Source organism: Kitasatospora sp. NPDC059146, from assembly GCF_042786665.1.
Classification (GTDB): Bacteria; Actinomycetota; Actinomycetes; order Streptomycetales; family Streptomycetaceae; genus Kitasatospora.
Genome location: NZ_JBHZCY010000099.1, coordinates 17,213 through 34,342 on the forward strand (window position 1 = coordinate 17,213; position 17,130 = coordinate 34,342).

The 17,130-nt window shown below is 71.6% G+C and carries 15 protein-coding genes and 1 pseudogene; 10 read left to right on the forward strand and 6 right to left on the reverse strand.

Annotated elements, in window-relative coordinates; genetic code table 11:
* Positions 1–26: 26 nt before the first annotated feature.
* The 3 genes from ACFXPX_RS31825 to ACFXPX_RS31835 all read left to right on the forward strand — a co-directional run bounded on the left by ACFXPX_RS31825 (position 27) and on the right by ACFXPX_RS31835 (position 2,656).
* Complete coding sequence (locus tag ACFXPX_RS31825) at positions 27–170, forward strand: hypothetical protein (protein WP_380593244.1); 144 nt, start codon at positions 27–29, stop codon at positions 168–170.
* The gene (locus ACFXPX_RS31830) at positions 167–1,351 is read left to right on the forward strand and encodes a methyltransferase domain-containing protein (protein ID WP_380525639.1); all 1,185 of its coding nucleotides are present in this window, start codon (positions 167–169) and stop codon (positions 1,349–1,351) included. The genes ACFXPX_RS31825 and ACFXPX_RS31830 overlap by 4 nt, the downstream gene beginning before the upstream one ends.
* Before the next feature lie 258 nt (positions 1,352–1,609).
* Entirely contained in the window at positions 1,610–2,656 is a 1,047-nt protein-coding gene (locus ACFXPX_RS31835) for a hypothetical protein (RefSeq protein WP_380525640.1), read from the forward strand.
* Between the two features lie 65 nt (positions 2,657–2,721).
* Here ACFXPX_RS31835 and ACFXPX_RS31840 read toward each other — a convergent pair whose 3' ends face one another.
* Positions 2,722–4,737: a prolyl oligopeptidase family serine peptidase gene (locus tag ACFXPX_RS31840; protein WP_380525641.1), complete on the reverse strand. Its 2,016-nt coding sequence runs from the start codon at positions 4,735–4,737 to the stop codon at positions 2,722–2,724.
* A 132-nt stretch (positions 4,738–4,869) separates the two neighbouring features.
* Positions 4,870–6,393, reverse strand: a complete 1,524-nt coding sequence (locus tag ACFXPX_RS31845; protein ID WP_380644229.1) for a peptide MFS transporter — start codon at positions 6,391–6,393, stop codon at positions 4,870–4,872.
* 330 nt (positions 6,394–6,723) lie between these two features.
* Between ACFXPX_RS31845 and ACFXPX_RS31850 the strand changes: the two genes are divergently transcribed.
* Together ACFXPX_RS31850 and ACFXPX_RS31855 are read left to right on the forward strand one after the other, a co-directional pair.
* Positions 6,724–7,398 (forward strand): response regulator transcription factor, encoded by a 675-nt coding sequence (locus ACFXPX_RS31850; RefSeq protein WP_030290974.1) that lies wholly within the window; start codon positions 6,724–6,726, stop codon positions 7,396–7,398.
* Between the two features lie 63 nt (positions 7,399–7,461).
* A complete protein-coding gene (locus ACFXPX_RS31855; RefSeq protein WP_375894788.1) occupies positions 7,462–8,709 on the forward strand; it encodes an ATP-binding protein in 1,248 nt (415 codons plus the stop codon).
* Positions 8,710–8,799: 90 nt separating this feature from the next.
* Here the strand turns inward: ACFXPX_RS31855 and ACFXPX_RS31860 are convergent.
* Both ACFXPX_RS31860 and ACFXPX_RS31865 read right to left on the reverse strand, forming a co-directional pair.
* Positions 8,800–9,102 (reverse strand): annotated as a pseudogene (locus ACFXPX_RS31860) (ester cyclase); the annotation flags it as partial.
* A 124-nt stretch (positions 9,103–9,226) separates the two neighbouring features.
* Entirely contained in the window at positions 9,227–9,808 is a 582-nt protein-coding gene (locus ACFXPX_RS31865) for a GtrA family protein (protein WP_375894791.1), read from the reverse strand.
* Between the two features lie 290 nt (positions 9,809–10,098).
* Here ACFXPX_RS31865 and ACFXPX_RS31870 point away from each other — a divergent pair, with 290 nt between their 5' ends.
* The 3 genes from ACFXPX_RS31870 to ACFXPX_RS31880 are packed head-to-tail and all read left to right on the forward strand — an operon-like array spanning position 10,099 to position 13,027.
* Positions 10,099–11,238: a 5-(carboxyamino)imidazole ribonucleotide synthase gene (locus tag ACFXPX_RS31870; RefSeq protein WP_375894794.1), complete on the forward strand. Its 1,140-nt coding sequence runs from the start codon at positions 10,099–10,101 to the stop codon at positions 11,236–11,238.
* Positions 11,235–11,759, forward strand: a complete 525-nt coding sequence (purE, locus tag ACFXPX_RS31875; protein WP_380525643.1) for a 5-(carboxyamino)imidazole ribonucleotide mutase — start codon at positions 11,235–11,237, stop codon at positions 11,757–11,759. The genes ACFXPX_RS31870 and purE overlap by 4 nt, the downstream gene beginning before the upstream one ends.
* A 32-nt stretch (positions 11,760–11,791) precedes the next feature.
* The gene (locus tag ACFXPX_RS31880) at positions 11,792–13,027 is read left to right on the forward strand and encodes a dipeptidase (RefSeq protein ID WP_380644230.1); all 1,236 of its coding nucleotides are present in this window, start codon (positions 11,792–11,794) and stop codon (positions 13,025–13,027) included.
* Between the two features lie 10 nt (positions 13,028–13,037).
* On the opposite strand, the gene ACFXPX_RS31885 is transcribed toward ACFXPX_RS31880, so the two are convergent.
* Positions 13,038–13,451: a CoA-binding protein gene (locus ACFXPX_RS31885; RefSeq protein WP_375894801.1), complete on the reverse strand. Its 414-nt coding sequence runs from the start codon at positions 13,449–13,451 to the stop codon at positions 13,038–13,040.
* A 346-nt stretch (positions 13,452–13,797) separates the two neighbouring features.
* Between ACFXPX_RS31885 and ACFXPX_RS31890 the strand changes: the two genes are divergently transcribed.
* Positions 13,798–14,727 carry a hypothetical protein gene (locus ACFXPX_RS31890; protein WP_380644231.1) on the forward strand — a complete coding sequence of 310 codons (930 nt, stop codon included), beginning with the start codon at positions 13,798–13,800 and terminating at the stop codon, positions 14,725–14,727.
* Between the two features lie 16 nt (positions 14,728–14,743).
* Here ACFXPX_RS31890 and ACFXPX_RS31895 read toward each other — a convergent pair whose 3' ends face one another.
* Positions 14,744–16,081 carry a UDP-glucose dehydrogenase family protein gene (locus ACFXPX_RS31895; RefSeq protein WP_375894807.1) on the reverse strand — a complete coding sequence of 446 codons (1,338 nt, stop codon included), beginning with the start codon at positions 16,079–16,081 and terminating at the stop codon, positions 14,744–14,746.
* A 219-nt stretch (positions 16,082–16,300) separates the two neighbouring features.
* Between ACFXPX_RS31895 and ACFXPX_RS31900 the strand changes: the two genes are divergently transcribed.
* On the forward strand, positions 16,301–17,130 hold an 830-nt coding region (locus ACFXPX_RS31900), incomplete at its 3' end, for an acyl-CoA dehydrogenase family protein (RefSeq protein WP_380644232.1).

Here is a 17,130-nt window from a genome sequence, read left to right on the forward strand (position 1 = left end):
CGGATCGATAGCGGAAGGGGTAGAACATGGGCAAGCGCGGTGGCGGGTCCGGCGACGGCAAGGGTGGCGGGCAGCAGGACGACAGCAACAAGGGCGCCGGGCACGGTGGCGGAGGGTCCGACGAGGGCGGCAACACCTCCGACGGATCGTCCCCGGCGGGCGGCAAGTGACCAGCGAATCGCAGAAGGAGGCGAGCCCCCAGGGGCTCGCCTCCGCGCTGGTGGCCGGCGGCGCGCTCTCCTCGGACTGGCTTCCCTCCTTCCGGGCCGTACCCCGCCAGCTGTTCGTCCCGGATCGCATCTGGCCGGGCATCGCGGACGGCACTCAACAAAACCCCGTGGTGTACCGGTCGCAGGACCCCGAGGCATGGCGGCGGGCGGTCTACTCCGACATCCCGCTGACCACGCAGTGGGACGACGGGCAGCACCACGGAGACGGGCTCGGAACCACCCCGACGTCGTCCAACTCCATGCCCACGATGGTCTTCTCGATGCTCCAGGACCTCGACGTTCGCCCGGGCAACAGGGTGCTGGAGGTCGGCGCCGGCACCGGCTGGAACGCGGGCCTGCTGGCCCACCGCCTGGGCAGCCCCAACGTGGTGACCGTCGAGTACGACCCCGACGTGGCCCGGGGAGCCCGCGCGAACCTCGGCCTCGCCGGACTCGCACCGACCGTCGTCGAAGGCGACGGGCGGCAGGGCTGGCCGGACGGCGCCCCCTACGACCGGATCATCGCCACCTGCTCGCTGCTGGAGATCCCCGGGGCGTGGCTGGCCCAGTCCGCGCCCGGCGGGATCATCGTGGCGCCGTTCGGCACCGAGTACGGCGGCGAGCAGATCGTCCGGCTGACCGTGAACGAGGACGGCACCAGCGCCAGCGGCCGGTTCTCCCGGAGCTCCGCGTTCATGCGGCTGCGACAACAGCGCACCGACCGGCCGCCGTTCGAGGACTACCTCCGGGGGCAGGAGTGGCCAGGAGACGGGGTGAGGACCACCACGACCCTCGCCCCTCCCGACACCGGCGGGTGGTTCGAGCAGTTCGTGATCGGGTCGGCCGTCCCCGGCGCCTTCTGGCGGGCCGAGCGCTACGACGACGGCGACGGCGCGTACACGCTCTGGCTCTACAGCCGGGACACCCGGTCGTGGGCCTCCGTCGACTACGCGCGCGGCCGCACCGAGTACGAGGTGTACCAGTCCGGCCCCCGCCGCCTCTGGGACGAGGTGGAGGCCGCCTGGCGCTGGTGGGACGACCAGGGCCGCCCCGGCTTCGACCGGTTCGGCCTCACGGTCACCCCGGACGCCCACACCGTCTGGCTCGACTCCCCGGAGAACCCGGTACCGCTCCGTGACTGAGCCATTCCGTCGTTTCGCCCCGTCGAGCCGGCTCGGCTCGATGGGGCGGGGGCGGCGGGTGGGGGTGCCCCGGGCGTTAAGTCAGATGACCGATGTGGCGTGGCCTGCTGCGCTGGCAGCCTCTGGGGCGGGCCGTTCCGCGTCCGCCGGGGGCCACGCCCCGTGCGGGGGCGTCGGAGTCGGGCCGCACCACGTCGTCACCACTCCGGGGCCCGCGCGTCATCGCCGGGCTCGCGGGGCAGAAGGGCAGCAGCAGACATGACCGCACCACCCCGCACCCCACTGCACCGTCGCAGAGCCTCCGGGTTCGTCGCCGCGGTGACCGTCCTCCTCGCCGCGCTGGCCGCCGTCTTCGCGGGCACGGCCCCGGCCGGTGCGGTCACGCCCTGGCAGGAGACGAACCACAACGGCAGCACCCCCGACTCCCCGGCGATGGCGTTCTACGCGGGGAGCAACGTCGAGGTGATCCGGGGGCAGGACAACAACCTCTGGTTCAACGTCGACAACGGCGACTTCAACCACATCGGCGGCGTCACGTACGCCGCGCCGTCGATCACCGTGTTCCGCGGCGAGCTGTGGATCTGGCACACCGGCCAGAACGGCGACGTCTGGGGCCAGAACCTCGCCAACCCCGGTGAGTCCAACCACCGGCGCTGGTACTGGAACCGGCCCATCCAGTTCAGCACCCAGAACATCGGCGGTTCCGGTTCGGCCGGAAGTCCGACCCTGAGCCCGGCGGTCGCGGCCTCCCCGGACGTGCTGCACTTCATCGTGGTCGGCGCCAACGAGCGCATCTACCACGCGACCATGGGCGTGAACCGCAACTTCAGCCGCTGGACCGAACTGCCGGGCGGCGCCCGTACCGAGTCCGGGGTCGGCACCTCGACCTCGCCCGACAACCGGCTGACGGTCGTCCACCGCGGCACCGACAACCGGATCTACCGCCAGGGCCTGAACGTCCTGTACTGGCAGTGGGACAACAACTGGCAGCAGATCAGGAACACCTACACCAACGCCGCCCCGTCGGTCGCCTACAACTTCCACGACGGCCGGATGATCCTGGCCTGGCGCCAGGCCAGCTCCGGCCAGATCCTGGCCTCCGAGATCTCGACGACCTCCGCCGAGTCGACGACCCCCCAGGGCGTGCCCAACGGCAACAACGTCACCAGCCCGTCGGCCCCGCGCGTGGACACCGAGCCGGACGGCGTCGGCCTGACCATCCGGGGCGGCAACTTCCTCGACGTCCGGGGCAACTACTACCGGAACAACATCGTCTACAACATCCACAACTACTACCCCAACTGACGCTTCTCCCGAAGCCGTCCTGCTGCCCCCTCGGGTCTCCGCCCCCCGACCCGAGGGGGCGTCCGTCATTCCGCGCCCAACGAGCGCCGCAGGAAGCCGAGTTCGTGCCGGAGCAGGTCCTCCACCGTCGCTTCGTCGGTCGGCCGGTGTCCGGCGCCGCGCAGCGGCAGGACTTCGTGCGGGCGGCCGGCGGCGAGCAGCGCGGCAGAGAGCCGCAACGCGTGGACGGGGAAGACGTTGTCGTCGGCGAGGCCCTGGACCAGGAGGAGTGGGCGGCTGAGCTTCGGGGCCTCGGCGATCAGGTCGCAGGAGTCGTAGTGCCCGGGGTGCTCGTCCGGGTGGCCGAGGAAGCGTTCCTGCCAGTGGGTGTCGTACAGCCGGTGGTCGGTGGGCGCGGCCCCGGCGGAGGCGGCGTGGAAGACGTCCGGGCGCCGCAGTACGGCGAGCGCCGCGAGGAAGCCGCCGTAGGACCAGCCGCGGATGGCGACCCGGCCGAGGTCGAGCAGCTCCGGCCGAAGCCGGGCGGTCTCGTGCAGGCCCTCGATCTGGTCCTCCAGCGCCGGCCCGGCCTTGTCGCCCCAGATGCTCTTCTCCCAGTGCGGCCCGCGCCCCGGGGTGCCGCGGCCGTCGACGACCAGCACCGCGAAGCCCTGGTCGGCGAACCACTGGGACACCTGCTCGTACCAGGCGCCGCCGGTGGTGACCTTCTGCATGGCGGGCCCCGCGTACGGGTCGAGCAGGACGGGCAGCGGCCCGTCGCCGGCCCGGTGGCCGGCGGGCAGGAAGAGGTGGGCGCGCAGTTCGCGCGGGCCGAGGCGGAGCGGTTCGGGGCGGGCGGTGACGACGGGGGGCTCGGCGTACGAGGTGAGGGGGAGGGGCGCACGGCCGTCGCGGAGGACGGTGGAGAGGCCGCCGTTGGTGAGCACCAGCGTGCCGCCGCGCCCGATGCCGCCGTGCACGCCGGGTCCGCTGCTCAACTGCCGTATGCCGGTGTCCGGTTCGTACGTCCACAGGTGGGTCTCGGTGGGTTCCGCGGAGGCGGTGAACAGCACCCGCTCGCCCTCCGTCCCGAGGACGCCCCGCAGTTGCAGCCCGGCCGGGGTGACGGGCTTGCCGTCGACGGTCAGGTGCCGGGTGTCCCCGTGGTCGGCGGTGTCGACCAGGGCCCCGCCCGCCGTGCGCACCGGCACCCCGGGCAGCAGCTCGACCCAGTGCGGGTCGGTCCGCTCGGCCAGCACCCGGGTCGCGCCGTCCGCCCCGACCGCCAGCGTGCGGACGGTGCGCTGGTCGCGGCTCTGCACGGCGGCGTACGGGCCGTGGTCGTCCCAGCCGGCGGCGGTCAGGTACTCGAAGGCGGCGCGGTCCCAGCGGACCTCCGTGCGGGTGCGGCGGCCGTCGAGGCCGAGCAGCCAGAGGGTGACCTCGGCGTTGGCGGTGCCGGCCGGCGGGTAGCGGACGGCGCGGGGGGAGCGCCCCGGGTCGGCGGGGTCCGCGAGGAACCACCGGGCGACGGCACGTTCGTCGACCCGGGCCGTGAGCAGCGCGGTGCCGTCGGGGGACCACCAGTACCCGCGGTCGCGGTACATCTCCCCGACGGCGACGTACTCGGCCAGGCCGTAGCTCACGTCCTCGGCCTCGGGTTCGGCCACGGCGCGGTCGTCCGTACCGTCCGTGGAGACCACCCGCAGGGCGCCGCCGCTGACGTAGGCGATCCGGCGGCCGGTCGGGTCGAGCCGCACCTCCCGCGGCGGGGCGGCGGTGGCGAGCGGGTGCGAAGAACCCGTGGCGGTGTCGGCCAGCCACAGTGTGCCGTCCAGCGCGAAGGCGGCGTACCGGCCGGTGGCGTCGGTGCTGTACGAGGCGATGCCGCCGGTGCTGCCGAGCGCGCTCGGGTCGATGACCAGTCGCTCCTCGCCGGTCGCGGTGTCCAGGGCCCAGAGGCAGTGGACCGGGTCGGCGCCGCCCCGGCTGCGCAGGAAGAGCACGGTGGCGCCGTCGGCGGTGGGCGCGGCCTGGGCGGGGGCCCCGAGCGTGAAGTGCCGGGTGCGGGCCAGTTGCCGGGGGAGGGAGTCGGTGGTCATGCCGGGGACCATAGGCACACTCGGTGCGGCCCCGTCGAGGCATTAAACCGGCCGGAAACGGCCGGGGCCGCCGCGGATCTCAGGAATCCACGGCGGCCCCGGGGCCTCAGCGGCCCGGCCTCAGGAGCGGCGTCAGCGGACGTCGCCCATGAGTGACTGGACGCGCTTGCGGTAGCTGTAGACCGCGAAGCCCGCGAGGCACGCGAGGGCGGCCTGCATGCCGATGATGCCGGTGCCGTCCAGGTTGACGCCGGCCAGCGACAGGAGGCTGGTGGTGCAGTCACCGGCGGTGACGGCGAGGAACCAGACGCCCATCATCTGGGAGGCGTACTTCTGCGGCGCCATCTTGGTGGTGACCGAGAGGCCGACCGGGGAGAGGCAGAGCTCGCCGATGGTCTGGATCATGTAGATCGAGACCAGCCACATCGGGGAGACCTTGGTGCCGTCGCCCGCCATGTTCATCGGGACGATGAAGATGAAGAACGAGGCGCCGATCAGGACCAGGCCCATCGCGAACTTCGTGATGGTGTTGGGCTCCTTGTTGCGGCGCGACAGCCACAGCCACAGCCAGGCGAAGACCGGCGCGAGCGCCATCACGAACAGCGGGTTCAGCGACTGGTACCAGGTGGACGAGAAGCCGAGGCCGAGGACCTTGTCCGCGGTGTTCTTGTCCGCGAACAGGGACAGGGTGGACCCGCCCTGGTCGTAGATCATCCAGAACGCGGCGGCCGCGACGAAGAACCAGATGTAGGCGGTCATCTTGGACTGCTCGCCGGCGTCCAGCTGCTTGTCGCGCTTGATGCGGACCAGCACGACGACCGGGATGGCCAGACCCGCGATGGTCAGCGGGACGAGGGCCCAGTTCAGGGTGTAGACACCGAGCGCGACGACGGCGGTGTAGAAGACGACGCCCGCCAGGATCACGGCGCCGGCCTTCATCAGCAGGCTCTTGCGCTCCGCGGCCTGCAGCGGGTTGGGGACGACGCTGCTCTTCGGGCTCAGGTGGCGGGTGCCCATGAGGAACTGGGCCAGGCCGAGGCCCATGCCGACCGCGGCGAGCGCGAAGCCCAGGTGCCAGTTGTACTCCTTGCCGACCGTTCCGATGATGAACGGGGCGGCGAAGGCGCCGAGGTTGATGCTCATGTAGAAGACGGTGAAACCGCCGTCGCGACGCGGGTCCTCGGGACCGTTGTACAGGTGGCCGACCATCGTGGAGATGTTGGCCTTGAGCAGCCCGGAGCCGACCGCGACCAGGAGCAGGCCGACGAAGAACGCCGCCTGGCCCGGGACGGCCAGTGCGAGGTGGCCCGCCATGATCACGAAACCGGCGACGGTGACGGTCTTGCGGGCGCCCCAGACCCGGTCGCCGAACCAGCCGCCCGGGTACGCCATGAGGTAGACCATGGAGACGTAGACGGAGTAGATGGCCGTGGCCATCGTCGCCTTCATCGCGAGGCCGCCGCCCTGGCTGCCGGCTGCCGCGTCGGCACCGCCGGAGACCAGGTAGTAGATCAGCAGGGCGCGCATGCCGTAGTAGGAGAACCGCTCCCACATCTCGGTCATGAACAGCGTGGCGAGGCCTCGGGGGTGCCCGAGGAAGGTCTTGCCGCTGGGGGAGGCCGACGCGAGGTCGGCGGCCCGGGTGGTAGACGCCATGTGTAGTCGTTCCTTGCCTGACAGCGTCCGCCTAGGGGGGTGGCGGCGGACGAGGACTTGAACCACTCTACGTGGCGATATTTGGCGTTATCAGATGACAAACATTGCGAATCGCTCTGCTTAATAACAAAGTTGGCAACAGATCTGCCCGATTGATCCATGGTAGACGGGCGTGTCTTCCTTCGGTTCAAAGATCCAAGCGGGGATTCTTCGCCGAACGGCCGGTCAGCGGCGCTCCGTTGGCCCCCGACGGTCCCTTCTATAACGATCACCGTCTGTGAACTACCTCACAGGGGGTACGGGCATACGCGGGACGACTACCATCACCACATGACCTGTGTGCTGCTCGCCGAGGACGATCCGGCGATCTCCGAACCTCTCGCCCGGGCCCTGCGACGCGAGGGCTATGAGGTGCTCGTCCGCGAGGACGGGCCGACCGCACTCGCCGCCGGCCTCACCGAGGAGGTCGACCTCGTCGTCCTCGACCTCGGCCTGCCCGAGATGGACGGCCTCGAGGTCTGCCGCCGCCTGCGCGCCGACGGCAAGAGCTGCCCCGTCCTGGTGCTCACCGCCCGCGCCGACGAGGTGGACACCGTGGTCGGCCTGGACGCCGGCGCCGACGACTACGTGACCAAGCCCTTCCGCCTGGCCGAGCTGCTCGCCCGCGTCCGGGCCCTGCTCCGGCGCGGCAACGTCGACCAGCTCACCACCGGCGCGCACGGGGTGAAGATCGACATCGAGTCCCACCGCGCCTGGCTCGGCGAGGAGGAGCTGACCCTCTCCGCCAAGGAGTTCGAGCTGCTGCGCGTCCTGGTCCGCGACGCCGGCCGGGTGGTCACCCGCGAGGAGATCATGCGGCAGGTCTGGGACACCACCTGGTGGACCTCGACCAAGACCCTGGACATGCACATCTCCTGGCTCCGCAAGAAGCTCGGCGACGACGCGGCGAACCCGCGCTACATCGCCACGGTGCGCGGGGTCGGCTTCCGGTTCGAGAAGAATTAGCCGCGTACGGAGATCATGGCCGGGCGGCGGCCGATGCAGTGGAACACCTCGGGGAGCAGCAGCGTGAAACGCAGGATGATCAACTCGCTGCTGGTCGTCGTCCTGGTGGTCGTCGTGGTGTTCTGCGTGCCGCTCGCCCTGGTCGAGAAGCGCAGCATCGTCGACGCCGCCCAGGACCGGGTGGACGCGACCGCCGTCCGGGTGCTCGCCCTGGTCGAGAGCCGGCTCGCCGCCGGTGAGTCGGTCAAGGAGGGGCGGGTCTTCGAGAGCCAGGTCACCGAGGGCAGCTACGTCGAGGTGCAGATCCCCGGCCAGCAGGTCCTCTCGGCCGGCCGCCCGCCCGCCGGGAACCACCTGCTGCGGGCCGCCGAACACGGCACCAGCGGCGAGATCGTCACCGTCGAGCAGTCCCGCGAGGACGTCGACCACGAGATCGCCAACAACCTGCTGCTGCTCGGCGTGGTCGCCCTGCTGGCCGTCCAGGCCGCCGTCGCGCTCGCCGTCTGGCAGGCCAAGCGACTCGCCCGGCCGCTCACCGACCTCGCCGAGACCGCCGAACGGCTCGGCTCCGGCGACCCGCGCCCGCGCAACCGCCGGTACGGGGTGCCCGAACTCGACCGGATCGCCGAGGTGCTGGACACCAGCGCCGAGCGGATCGCCCGGATGCTCACCGCCGAACGCCGGCTCGCCGCCGACGCCTCGCACCAGCTGCGCACCCCGCTCACCGCACTGTCGATGCGGCTGGAGGAGATCACCGCCCTCGCCGAGGAGCCGGAGACCGTCAAGGAGGAGGCGACCATCGCCCTCCAGCAGGTCGAACGGCTCACCGACGTCGTCCAGCGGCTGCTCACCACCCAGCGCGACCCGCGCAGCCCCACCGCCGTCGCCTTCGACCTGGACGAGGTGATCAAGCAGCAGGTGGAGGAGTGGGGCCCGACGCTGCGCGAGCAGGGCCGGGTGCTGTCCCTGGAGGGCCTGCACGGGGTCACCGCGGTCGGCACCCCGGGGACGGTCGCCCAGGTGCTCGCCACCCTGATCGAGAACTCACTGATGCACGGCGCCGGGACGATCACCCTGCGGGTGCGGCCCTCCGGCACCTCGGTGGTGGTCGAGGTGCAGGACCAGGGCGCCGGAGTGCCGGCCGACCTCGGCAACCGGGTGTTCGAGCGGGCCGTCAGCGGCCGCAACTCCACCGGCATCGGCCTGGCCGTCGCCCGCGACCTCGCGGAGGCGGACGGCGGGCGGCTGGAGCTGCTCTCCTTGAAGCCCCCGGTGTTCGCGCTGTTCCTCGGGCGCAGCCACGAGGACTGAGCGGGGTACGAGGGCTGCGCGGGGCAGGGGGACGCGGACGGAGCCGGGTACGAGGACCGGGCCGGGTACGAGGACCGGGCGCGGTCAGCGGGCCCCGTCGAGCCGGACGTCGCGGACCACGTCGAGGTCGGTGAAGGTGGGCGGCGCGTCGCAGAGCGCCACCATCTCGCGGAAGATCCGGTCCGTCTCGGGGAGCTTCGAGTTGCGCATCGCCTCCTCGTAGGAGGGGAACTCCACGATCTCCACCACGTGGCGGGCATCCGAGCGGTCGGTGCCGACGACCGCGTGCGAGGCGGTCCGGCGGCCCTTGGTGGCCTCGACCCAGGTGTCCATGAGCCGGTTGAGGTCGTCGAGCCGGTCGGTCTTGCAGTCGATGATCTGGACGAACGCCATGGCGAGCCTCCTGGGACCCCCTCGGCCTCTCGATCGTCCGCGGGCCGTGCTCGCCCTCGGTCACCACTGTCCTCTCGCGGGGGCGGACCCGGCAAGGGGGAGGGGAGGGGCGGTCGCCGAGCGGCTACTCGGCCTTGGCGTAGCGGATCTGCTCGGCGGCCAGCATCAGCTCGGCCTGGGCGGCCAGCTCCCGGCCGTCGGCGGCCTCCGCGGCCTCCGCGGCTTCCCCGGTCCGTGCGGCCTCCGTGGCGTGTGCGGCCTGCGGGCTCGGCACGTTCGGTACGGGGGCCGTCTCGGGCAGCGCCTTGAAGACCCAGGTGCGGTACGAGACGAAGCGGAACACGGTGGCGATGGCGAGGCCGACGACCTTGGCGCCCATCTTCTCGAAGTTCGAGTCCAGGCCCAGCACGTACTGGGAGAAGCCGAGCACACCGGTCTCGATCAGCATGCCGAAGCCGCTGAACACCAGGAAGAGGGTGATCTCCCGCTTGCGGGAGTCGGCGTCGCGGTCCCGGTACAGCCAGTACCGGTAGCCGAGGTAGTTGGTGGCGATCGCGATCACCGTGGCGGCGATGTTGGACCGCAGCGAGGCGATGCCCAGGCCGATGTTGCAGACCCAGAAGACGGCGAAGTTGACCACGACCCCGCTCAGGCCGACGATGCCGAACTTCACGACCTCGCCCCTGATCCCACGCACCTTCTGCATGAGTGAGGGGTTCGAAGCTGTGGTCGTCGCCATACCGGGTGGCCTCCATGTACCTGCGGGGAAAAGGGTGTCCCACTGGGCCGGGGACACCCCTTGAGCCCTGCGTGCACGCACATGATCCGACCGCGCGGACGAGGACCTAGCCGTCCAGGCTACCCGCTTCCACCGAACGGCTCAGCCGTCCGGAGGAGGGGTTGACATCTACGCGCGTCCACTACTCACACCCCCACCGCGGCTCCATGGCCCCCCACCGGCCCGGATATCCTGGCGAGGTGACTTCCCCGGGCAATGTGAATTTTCCAGTGGTGGGCATGATCGGTGGCGGGCAGCTGGCCCGCATGGCACACCAGGCGGGCATCCCGCTCGGGGTCAGGTTCAAGCTCCTCGCCGACACCCCCCAGGACTCCGCCGCACAGGTGGTCTCCGACGTCGTCCTCGGTGACTACCGGGACCTCGACACCCTGCGCCGCTTCGCGGCCGGGTGCGACGTGATCACCTTCGACCACGAGCACGTCCCCACCGAGCACCTGCGGGCCCTGGAGGCCGACGGCATCGCCGTCCGCCCCGGCCCGGAGGCGCTGGTCAACGCCCAGGACAAGGGCGTGATGCGGGCCAAGCTCGACTCCATCGGGGTGCCCTGCCCCCGGCACCGGATCGTCGCCGACCCGGCCGACGTCACCGCCTTCGCGAACGAGGGCACCGGCTACCCCGTCGTGCTCAAGACCGTCCGCGGCGGCTACGACGGCAAGGGCGTCTGGGTCGTCGACGACGAGCGGGAGGCCCAGGCGCCGTTCCTGGCCGGCGTCCCCGTGCTGGCCGAGGAGAAGGTCGACTTCGTCCGCGAGCTGGCCGCCAACGTGGTCCGCTCGCCCAGCGGCCAGGCCGTCGCCTACCCGGTCGTCGAGAGCGTCCAGGAGAACGGCGTCTGCGCCGAGGTCACCGCCCCCGCGCCGGACCTCGACCCCGCCCTGTCCGACGAGGCCCAGCAGCTCGCCCTGCGGATCGCCGGCGACCTCGGCATCGTCGGCCACCTCGCCGTCGAGCTGTTCCAGACCCGGGACGGCCGGATCCTGGTCAACGAGCTGGCCATGCGCCCGCACAACTCCGGGCACTGGACCCAGGACGGCGCGGTCACCTCGCAGTTCGAGAACCACCTGCGGGCCGTCCTCGACCTCCCGCTCGGCGACCCCCGGCCGCGCGCCAAGTGGACCGTCATGGTCAACGTCCTCGGCGGCGACTACCCGGACATGTACCACGCCTTCCTGCACTGCATGGCCCGCGACCCCGGGCTGCGGATCCACATGTACGGGAAGGACGTGAAGCCCGGCCGCAAGGTCGGCCACGTCAACGTCTTCGGGGACGACCTCGACGACGTCCGCGAGCGCGCCCGCCACGCGGCCGCCTACCTGCGAGGAACGATCACCGAATGACCAACCCTCTTGTCGGCATCGTGATGGGTTCGGACTCCGACTGGCCGGTCATGGAGGCCGCCGCCCAGGCCCTGGACGAGTTCGAGATCCCGTACGAGGTGGACGTCGTCTCCGCCCACCGGATGCCCCGCGAGATGGTCGCGTACGGCGAGCGGGCCCACGGGCGCGGCCTCAAGGCGATCATCGCCGGCGCCGGCGGCGCGGCCCACCTGCCGGGCATGCTGGCCTCCGTCACCCCGCTGCCGGTCATCGGCGTGCCGGTGCCGCTGCGCTACCTGGACGGCATGGACAGCCTGCTGTCGATCGTCCAGATGCCGGCCGGCGTGCCGGTGGCGACCGTCTCGGTGGCCGGCGCGCGCAACGCGGGCCTGCTCGCGGTGCGGATGCTCGCCGCCTTCGACCCGGAACTCACCGAGAAGATGACCGAGTTCCAGGCCGAGCTGAACAACCAGGCCACCGAGAAGGGCAAGAAGCTCCGCGCCAAGGTGGCCGGCTCCTCGTCCTTCGGCTTCGGCAAGTAGGCCGCCCGGCGGGGTGGGGTAGAACAGCCCGTATGACTTCCGACTCCCTCACCCCGCAGGACCGATCGGACCTCCCGGACCTCCCGGACCGCCTGGACCGCGCCCGCGCCCTGCTGCGCACCGCCCCCGTGGTGGACGGCCACAACGACCTCCCCTGGGCGATGCGCGAGCAGGCCGGGTACGACCTCGGCGCGCTCGACCTCGCCGCCGACCAGAGCGAGCGCCTGCACACCGACCTCGCCCGCCTCGCCGAGGGCGGGGTCGGCGCGCAGTTCTGGTCCGTCTACGTGCCCACCTCGCTGGCCGGCGACCACGCCGTCAGCGCCACCCTGGAGCAGGTCGACTTCGTCCACGCCCTGGTCGAGCGCTACCCGGACCGGCTGCGCCTGGCCCGCACCGCCGCCGACATGGAGGCCGCCCGCGCCGAGGGCCGGATCGCCTCGCTGATGGGCGCCGAGGGCGGCCACTCGATCGACTGCTCGCTCGCGACCCTGCGCGCCCTGTACGAACTCGGCGTGCGCTACCTGACGCTCACCCACAACGACAACGTGCCGTGGGCCGACTCCGCGACCGACAAGCCGGTGGCCGGCGGGCTGACGAAGTTCGGCGAGGAGGTCGTCCGGGAGATGAACCGGCTCGGCATGCTGGTCGACCTCTCGCACGTCTCCGCCGACACCATGCGGGACGCCCTGCGGGTCACCGAGGCGCCGGTGGTCTTCTCGCACTCCTCCGCGCGCGCGGTCTGCGAGCACCCCCGCAACATCCCGGACGACGTGCTGGCCCAGCTGCCCGCCAACGGCGGCGTCGCGATGGCCACCTTCGTCCCGAAGTTCATCCTGCCCGCCGCCATCGAGTGGACCCTGGCCGCCGACGAGAACATGCGCGCCCACGGCTTCCACCCGCTGGACACCACCCCGCCCGCGATGGAGCGCCAGCGCGCCTTCGAGGCCGCCAACCCGCGCCCGATCGCCACCCCGTCCACCGTCGCCGACCACCTCGACCACATGCGCGAGGTCGCCGGCATCGACCACATCGGCATCGGCGGCGACTTCGACGGCACCGCCTTCCTGCCCGACGGCCTCGACTCGGTGGCCGGCTACCCCAACCTGGTCGCCGAACTCCTCGGCCGCCACTGGTCGGAGGCCGACCTCGCCAAGCTCACCTGGCACAACGCCGTCCGCGTCCTGCGCGACGCCGAGTCGGTCGCCGCCACACTGCGCGCCGACCGCCGGCCCTCCATCGCCACCATCGCCCGGCTCGACGGCTGATCCGAGCCTTCTAACCCAGCCGCGGGATCTCGATGGCCGGGCACTTGTCCATCACCATCGAGACCCCGGCGGCCCGGGTCCGGTCGTACGCGGCCTCGTCGACGACCCCGAGCTGGAACCAGACCGCCTTCGCGCCGACCGCCACCGCCTGGTCGGCGACCTCCCCGGCCAGCGCGCTGTTCACGAACACGTCCACCACGTCGACCGGGAACGGGATCTCGGCCAGCGAGGCGTACCCGGGCTCGCCGAGGACGGTCTCGGCCTTGGGGTGCACCGGCACGATCCGCTTGCCGTGGCGCTGGAGCACCTGCGCCACGCCGTAGGCGGCCCGGGCGGTGTTGTTGGACAGCCCGACCACCGCCCAGGTGTCGCCGCTTCCGGTGAGGATCTCGCGGACGGTCGCGCCGTCGCCGTAGGTCGTCATGCCGGTGCCAACGACGGGCGCGGGCGCGGGATTCCGGGGGCGGTCAGGTGGCGGAGGCGTCGGGGGCCGGGCGGCGGCCGGCCCCCGGCCGCTCGGACGGTGACCGGTCTCCGGCAGTCGTGACGATCCGTCACCGTGCGCCTTGGCATGCTCTCCCGGTTTTCCCGGTTGACCTGCGGCGGCGGGAAATGCGCTGGAAGGCGAAGTCGTGAATTCCCCGCGTGCCCCGGGGCGGAGTGGAATTCTCATTCCAAGACTCGGCCAACACCGGCATACAACGGCCCGGGCCCAGGAACACTGGGAATCGAAGCCTTTCGGCGGGGACGCGAGTATCGGGTGGGGAAACGTGAGCGGCGATCTTGACGAATTGGCCCTGGCCGCGGCGACGGCCCTGGTATCGGGCCTGATGACGGATTCCTGGGAGGCGGTGAAGCGTGGTTTCGCCGAGCTGATCGGTCAGGACGGGCGCATGGACGCGACGCGCGCGAGGCTGGCGGAGGCGTCCGAGCCGGAGCTGCCGCAGGCCCGGGAGGCCCAGGTGGGGGCGTGGAGCACCCGGCTGCGGGACGCGCTGGGCGACGATCCGGACGTGGCCGCGGGACTGCGGGCGCTGCTCGCCGAGGGGGTGGCCCCGGCGGCGGTTGCCTCGGCCGGCCCGGTGTCCCAGAAGGCCCGCGCCGGGGACGGCGGCATGGCCGTGAACGTCGGGCGCGACGTCGGCCCGGAGGGCATCATCGCGGGCGGCGATGTGCGCATCAACAAGAGGCGCATCGCATTCATCCCGATCGCGCCCTTCATCAGCGTCACGAAGAGCGCCGCGGCGGCGCATCCGGTGGTGGCGACCGTGACCACCCTCGTCGTGGTGGCCGGGGGCGTCTCCGGCGCGGTCACCGTCTGGCAGTCCGGTGACGGCCCGCAGCCGTCCGGACTCTCCCGGATGGTCGGCGGCTGGGACGGCACCTACACGTGCGGGCAGGGTCTGACCGGAATGCATTTGCAGATATCGGCGCCGGTGAAAGCCGGGACGGTCGACGTGGTGTTCAGCTTCTTCCCGGTGCCGGCCAATCCCGGCGTTCCGCAGGGGAGTGCGACGTACACCGGAACGCTTTCGGGGGCCAGCGTCCGCCTCGACCCGGTGGCCTGGGTCGAGCGACCGTCCGACTATCAGCTCATCAACTTCGTCGGCGATCTTCCGGCGGCCGACGGCGATGCGTACAGCGGTACCGTGACCGGGGTCGGCTGTACGACCTTCACCACCCGGCACACGACGCAGTGAGCGGTGACACCCGCCGTCAGCTCGGGCGGCCCAGGGCGCGGTAGGTCCAGCCGGCGGCGCGCCAGGCGTCCGCGTCGAGGACGTTGCGGCCGTCGAGCAGTCGGCGCTCGGCCACCACGGCGCCGAGCTCGGCCGGGTCGAGCGCGCGGAACTCGGCCCACTCGGTGAGGTGGAGGACGACGTGGGCGCCCTCGGCGGCCTCCAGGGCGGAGTCGGCGTAGGCCAGGGAGGGGAACATCTTGCGGGCGTTCTCCACGGCCTTCGGGTCGTAGACGGTGACCTGGGCGCCCTGGAGCTGGATCTGGGCGGCCACGTTGAGCGCGGGGGAGTCCCGGATGTCGTCCGAGTTGGGCTTGAAGGCGGCGCCGAGGACGGCGACCCGGCGGCCCAGGAAGCCGCCGCCGCACTGCTCGCGGGCCAGTTCGACCATCCGCGAGCGGCGCCGCATGTTGATCGAGTCGACCTCGCGCAGGAAGGTCAGCGCCTGGTCGGCGCCGAGTTCGCCGGCCCGGGCCATGAAGGCGCGGATGTCCTTGGGCAGGCAGCCGCCGCCGAAGCCGAGGCCGGAGTTGAGGAACTTGCGGCCGATCCGCTCGTCGTGCCCGAGCGCGGTGGAGAGCAGCGTGACGTCCGCGCCGGCCGCCTCGCAGACCTCGGCCATCGCGTTGATGAAGGAGATCTTGGTGGCCAGGAAGGAGTTGGCGGCGGCCTTCACCAGCTCGGCGGTCGCGTAGTCGGTGACCAGGAACGGCACCCCGGCCGCGATCGGCTCCGCGTACACCTCGCGCAGCAGCCGCTCGGCCCGCTCGCTGTGGGCGCCGACCACGATCCGGTCCGGCCGCAGGGTGTCCTGGACGGCGAAGCCCTCGCGCAGGAACTCGGGGTTCCAGGCGAGTTCGGCGCCCGCGCCGACCGGCGCCAGCGCGGCCAGCCGCTCGGCCAGCCGGGCCGCCGAGCCGACCGGCACGGTGGACTTGCCGACCACCAGCGCCGGGCGGGTCAGGTGCGGTGCGAGCTCGTCGATCGCGGTGTCCACGTACGACATGTCGGCGGCGAACTCGCCCTTGCGCTGCGGGGTGTTGACGCAGACGAAGTGGACGTCCGCGAACTCCGCGGCCTCCTTGGCGGAGGTGGTGAAGCGCAGCCGCCCGGTCGAGCCCTCGTGCCCGGCCACGTGCTTGAGCAGCAGCTCGGACAGGCCCGGCTCGTACATCGGGACCCGGCCCGCGGTGAGCGTCGCGATCTTCTCGGGATCGATGTCCAGACCCAGCACCTCGAAGCCGAACTCGGCCATCGCGGCGGCATGCGTGGCGCCGAGGTAGCCGGTGCCGATCACGGAGATGCGGAGGGTCACGGGTTCCCCTTGAGTTGCGGGTTCGGCCAGTAGAGGGTGCCCCTGATGCTATCCGTCCCGCCCGGGTCGGTACGGATCGCCCGCTCGCCGAGGACGCTAGGCAGCCGCAGGTCGGAGCCCTAGGATCTCTACTGAACGGTAGTTAACCGCGATTCGACTCGGATCCGACGCCGATCGGACAACGGTCTGCGTCGGCCACTGGACGACGAGGCAGGCATCATGGCGGGCAGCGCAGGGGCGGCTGACTTCGATCTCTTCCGTATCTCCGAGGAGCACGGGATGCTCCGTGAGGCGGTGCGTTCGCTGGCCGAGGCGAAGATCGCTCCGTTCGCGGCGGAGGTGGACGAGCAGGGCCGGTTCCCGCAGGAGGCGTTGGACGCGCTGACGGGCAACGATCTGCATGCGGTGCACGTGCCGGAGGAGTTCGGTGGTGCGGGGGCGGACGCGTTGGCGACGGTGATCGTGATCGAGGAGGTCGCGCGGGTGTGCGGCTCGTCGTCGTTGATCCCGGCGGTGAACAAGCTGGGGTCGTTGCCGGTGCAGTTGTCGGGTTCGGAGGAGTTGAAGGCGAAGTACCTGGGGGCGTTGGCGCGGGGCGAGGGGATGTTCTCGTACTGCCTGTCGGAGCCGGAGGCAGGTTCGGACGCGGCGGGGATGAAGACGCGGGCGGTGCGTGACGGTGACTTCTGGGTGCTGAACGGGGTGAAGCGCTGGATCACCAACGCGGGGGTGTCGGAGTTCTACACGGTGATGGCCGTGACGGATCCTTCGATGCGGTCGAAGGGGATCTCGGCGTTCGTGGTGGAGAAGGGCGATGCGGGGGTGTCGTTCGGGGCTCCGGAGAAGAAGTTGGGGATCAAGGGGTCGCCGACGCGTGAGGTGTACTTCGACAATGTGCGGATCCCGGCGGACCGGATGATCGGTGCGGAGGGCACGGGTTTCGCGACGGCGATGAGGACGCTGGACCACACCCGGGTGACGATCGCGGCGCAGGCGGTGGGTATCGCGCAGGGGGCGTTGGACTACGCGAAGGGCTACGTGCAGGAGCG

Excerpts from the sequence above, each read along its gene's own strand:
- ACFXPX_RS31885 (WP_375894801.1), bottom strand. The coding sequence starts at position 13,451 with ATGACGACCTACGGCGACGGCGCGACCGTCCGCGAGATCCTCACCGGA.
- ACFXPX_RS31865 (WP_375894791.1), bottom strand. The coding sequence starts at position 9,808 with ATGCAGAAGGTGCGTGGGATCAGGGGCGAGGTCGTGAAGTTCGGCATC.
- ACFXPX_RS31835 (WP_380525640.1), top strand. The coding sequence starts at position 1,610 with ATGACCGCACCACCCCGCACCCCACTGCACCGTCGCAGAGCCTCCGGG.
- ACFXPX_RS31840 (WP_380525641.1), bottom strand. The coding sequence starts at position 4,737 with ATGACCACCGACTCCCTCCCCCGGCAACTGGCCCGCACCCGGCACTTC.
- ACFXPX_RS31845 (WP_380644229.1), bottom strand. The coding sequence starts at position 6,393 with ATGGCGTCTACCACCCGGGCCGCCGACCTCGCGTCGGCCTCCCCCAGC.
- ACFXPX_RS31880 (WP_380644230.1), top strand. The coding sequence starts at position 11,792 with ATGACTTCCGACTCCCTCACCCCGCAGGACCGATCGGACCTCCCGGAC.
- purE (WP_380525643.1), top strand. The coding sequence starts at position 11,235 with ATGACCAACCCTCTTGTCGGCATCGTGATGGGTTCGGACTCCGACTGG.
- ACFXPX_RS31825 (WP_380593244.1), top strand. The coding sequence starts at position 27 with ATGGGCAAGCGCGGTGGCGGGTCCGGCGACGGCAAGGGTGGCGGGCAG.
- ACFXPX_RS31850 (WP_030290974.1), top strand. The coding sequence starts at position 6,724 with ATGACCTGTGTGCTGCTCGCCGAGGACGATCCGGCGATCTCCGAACCT.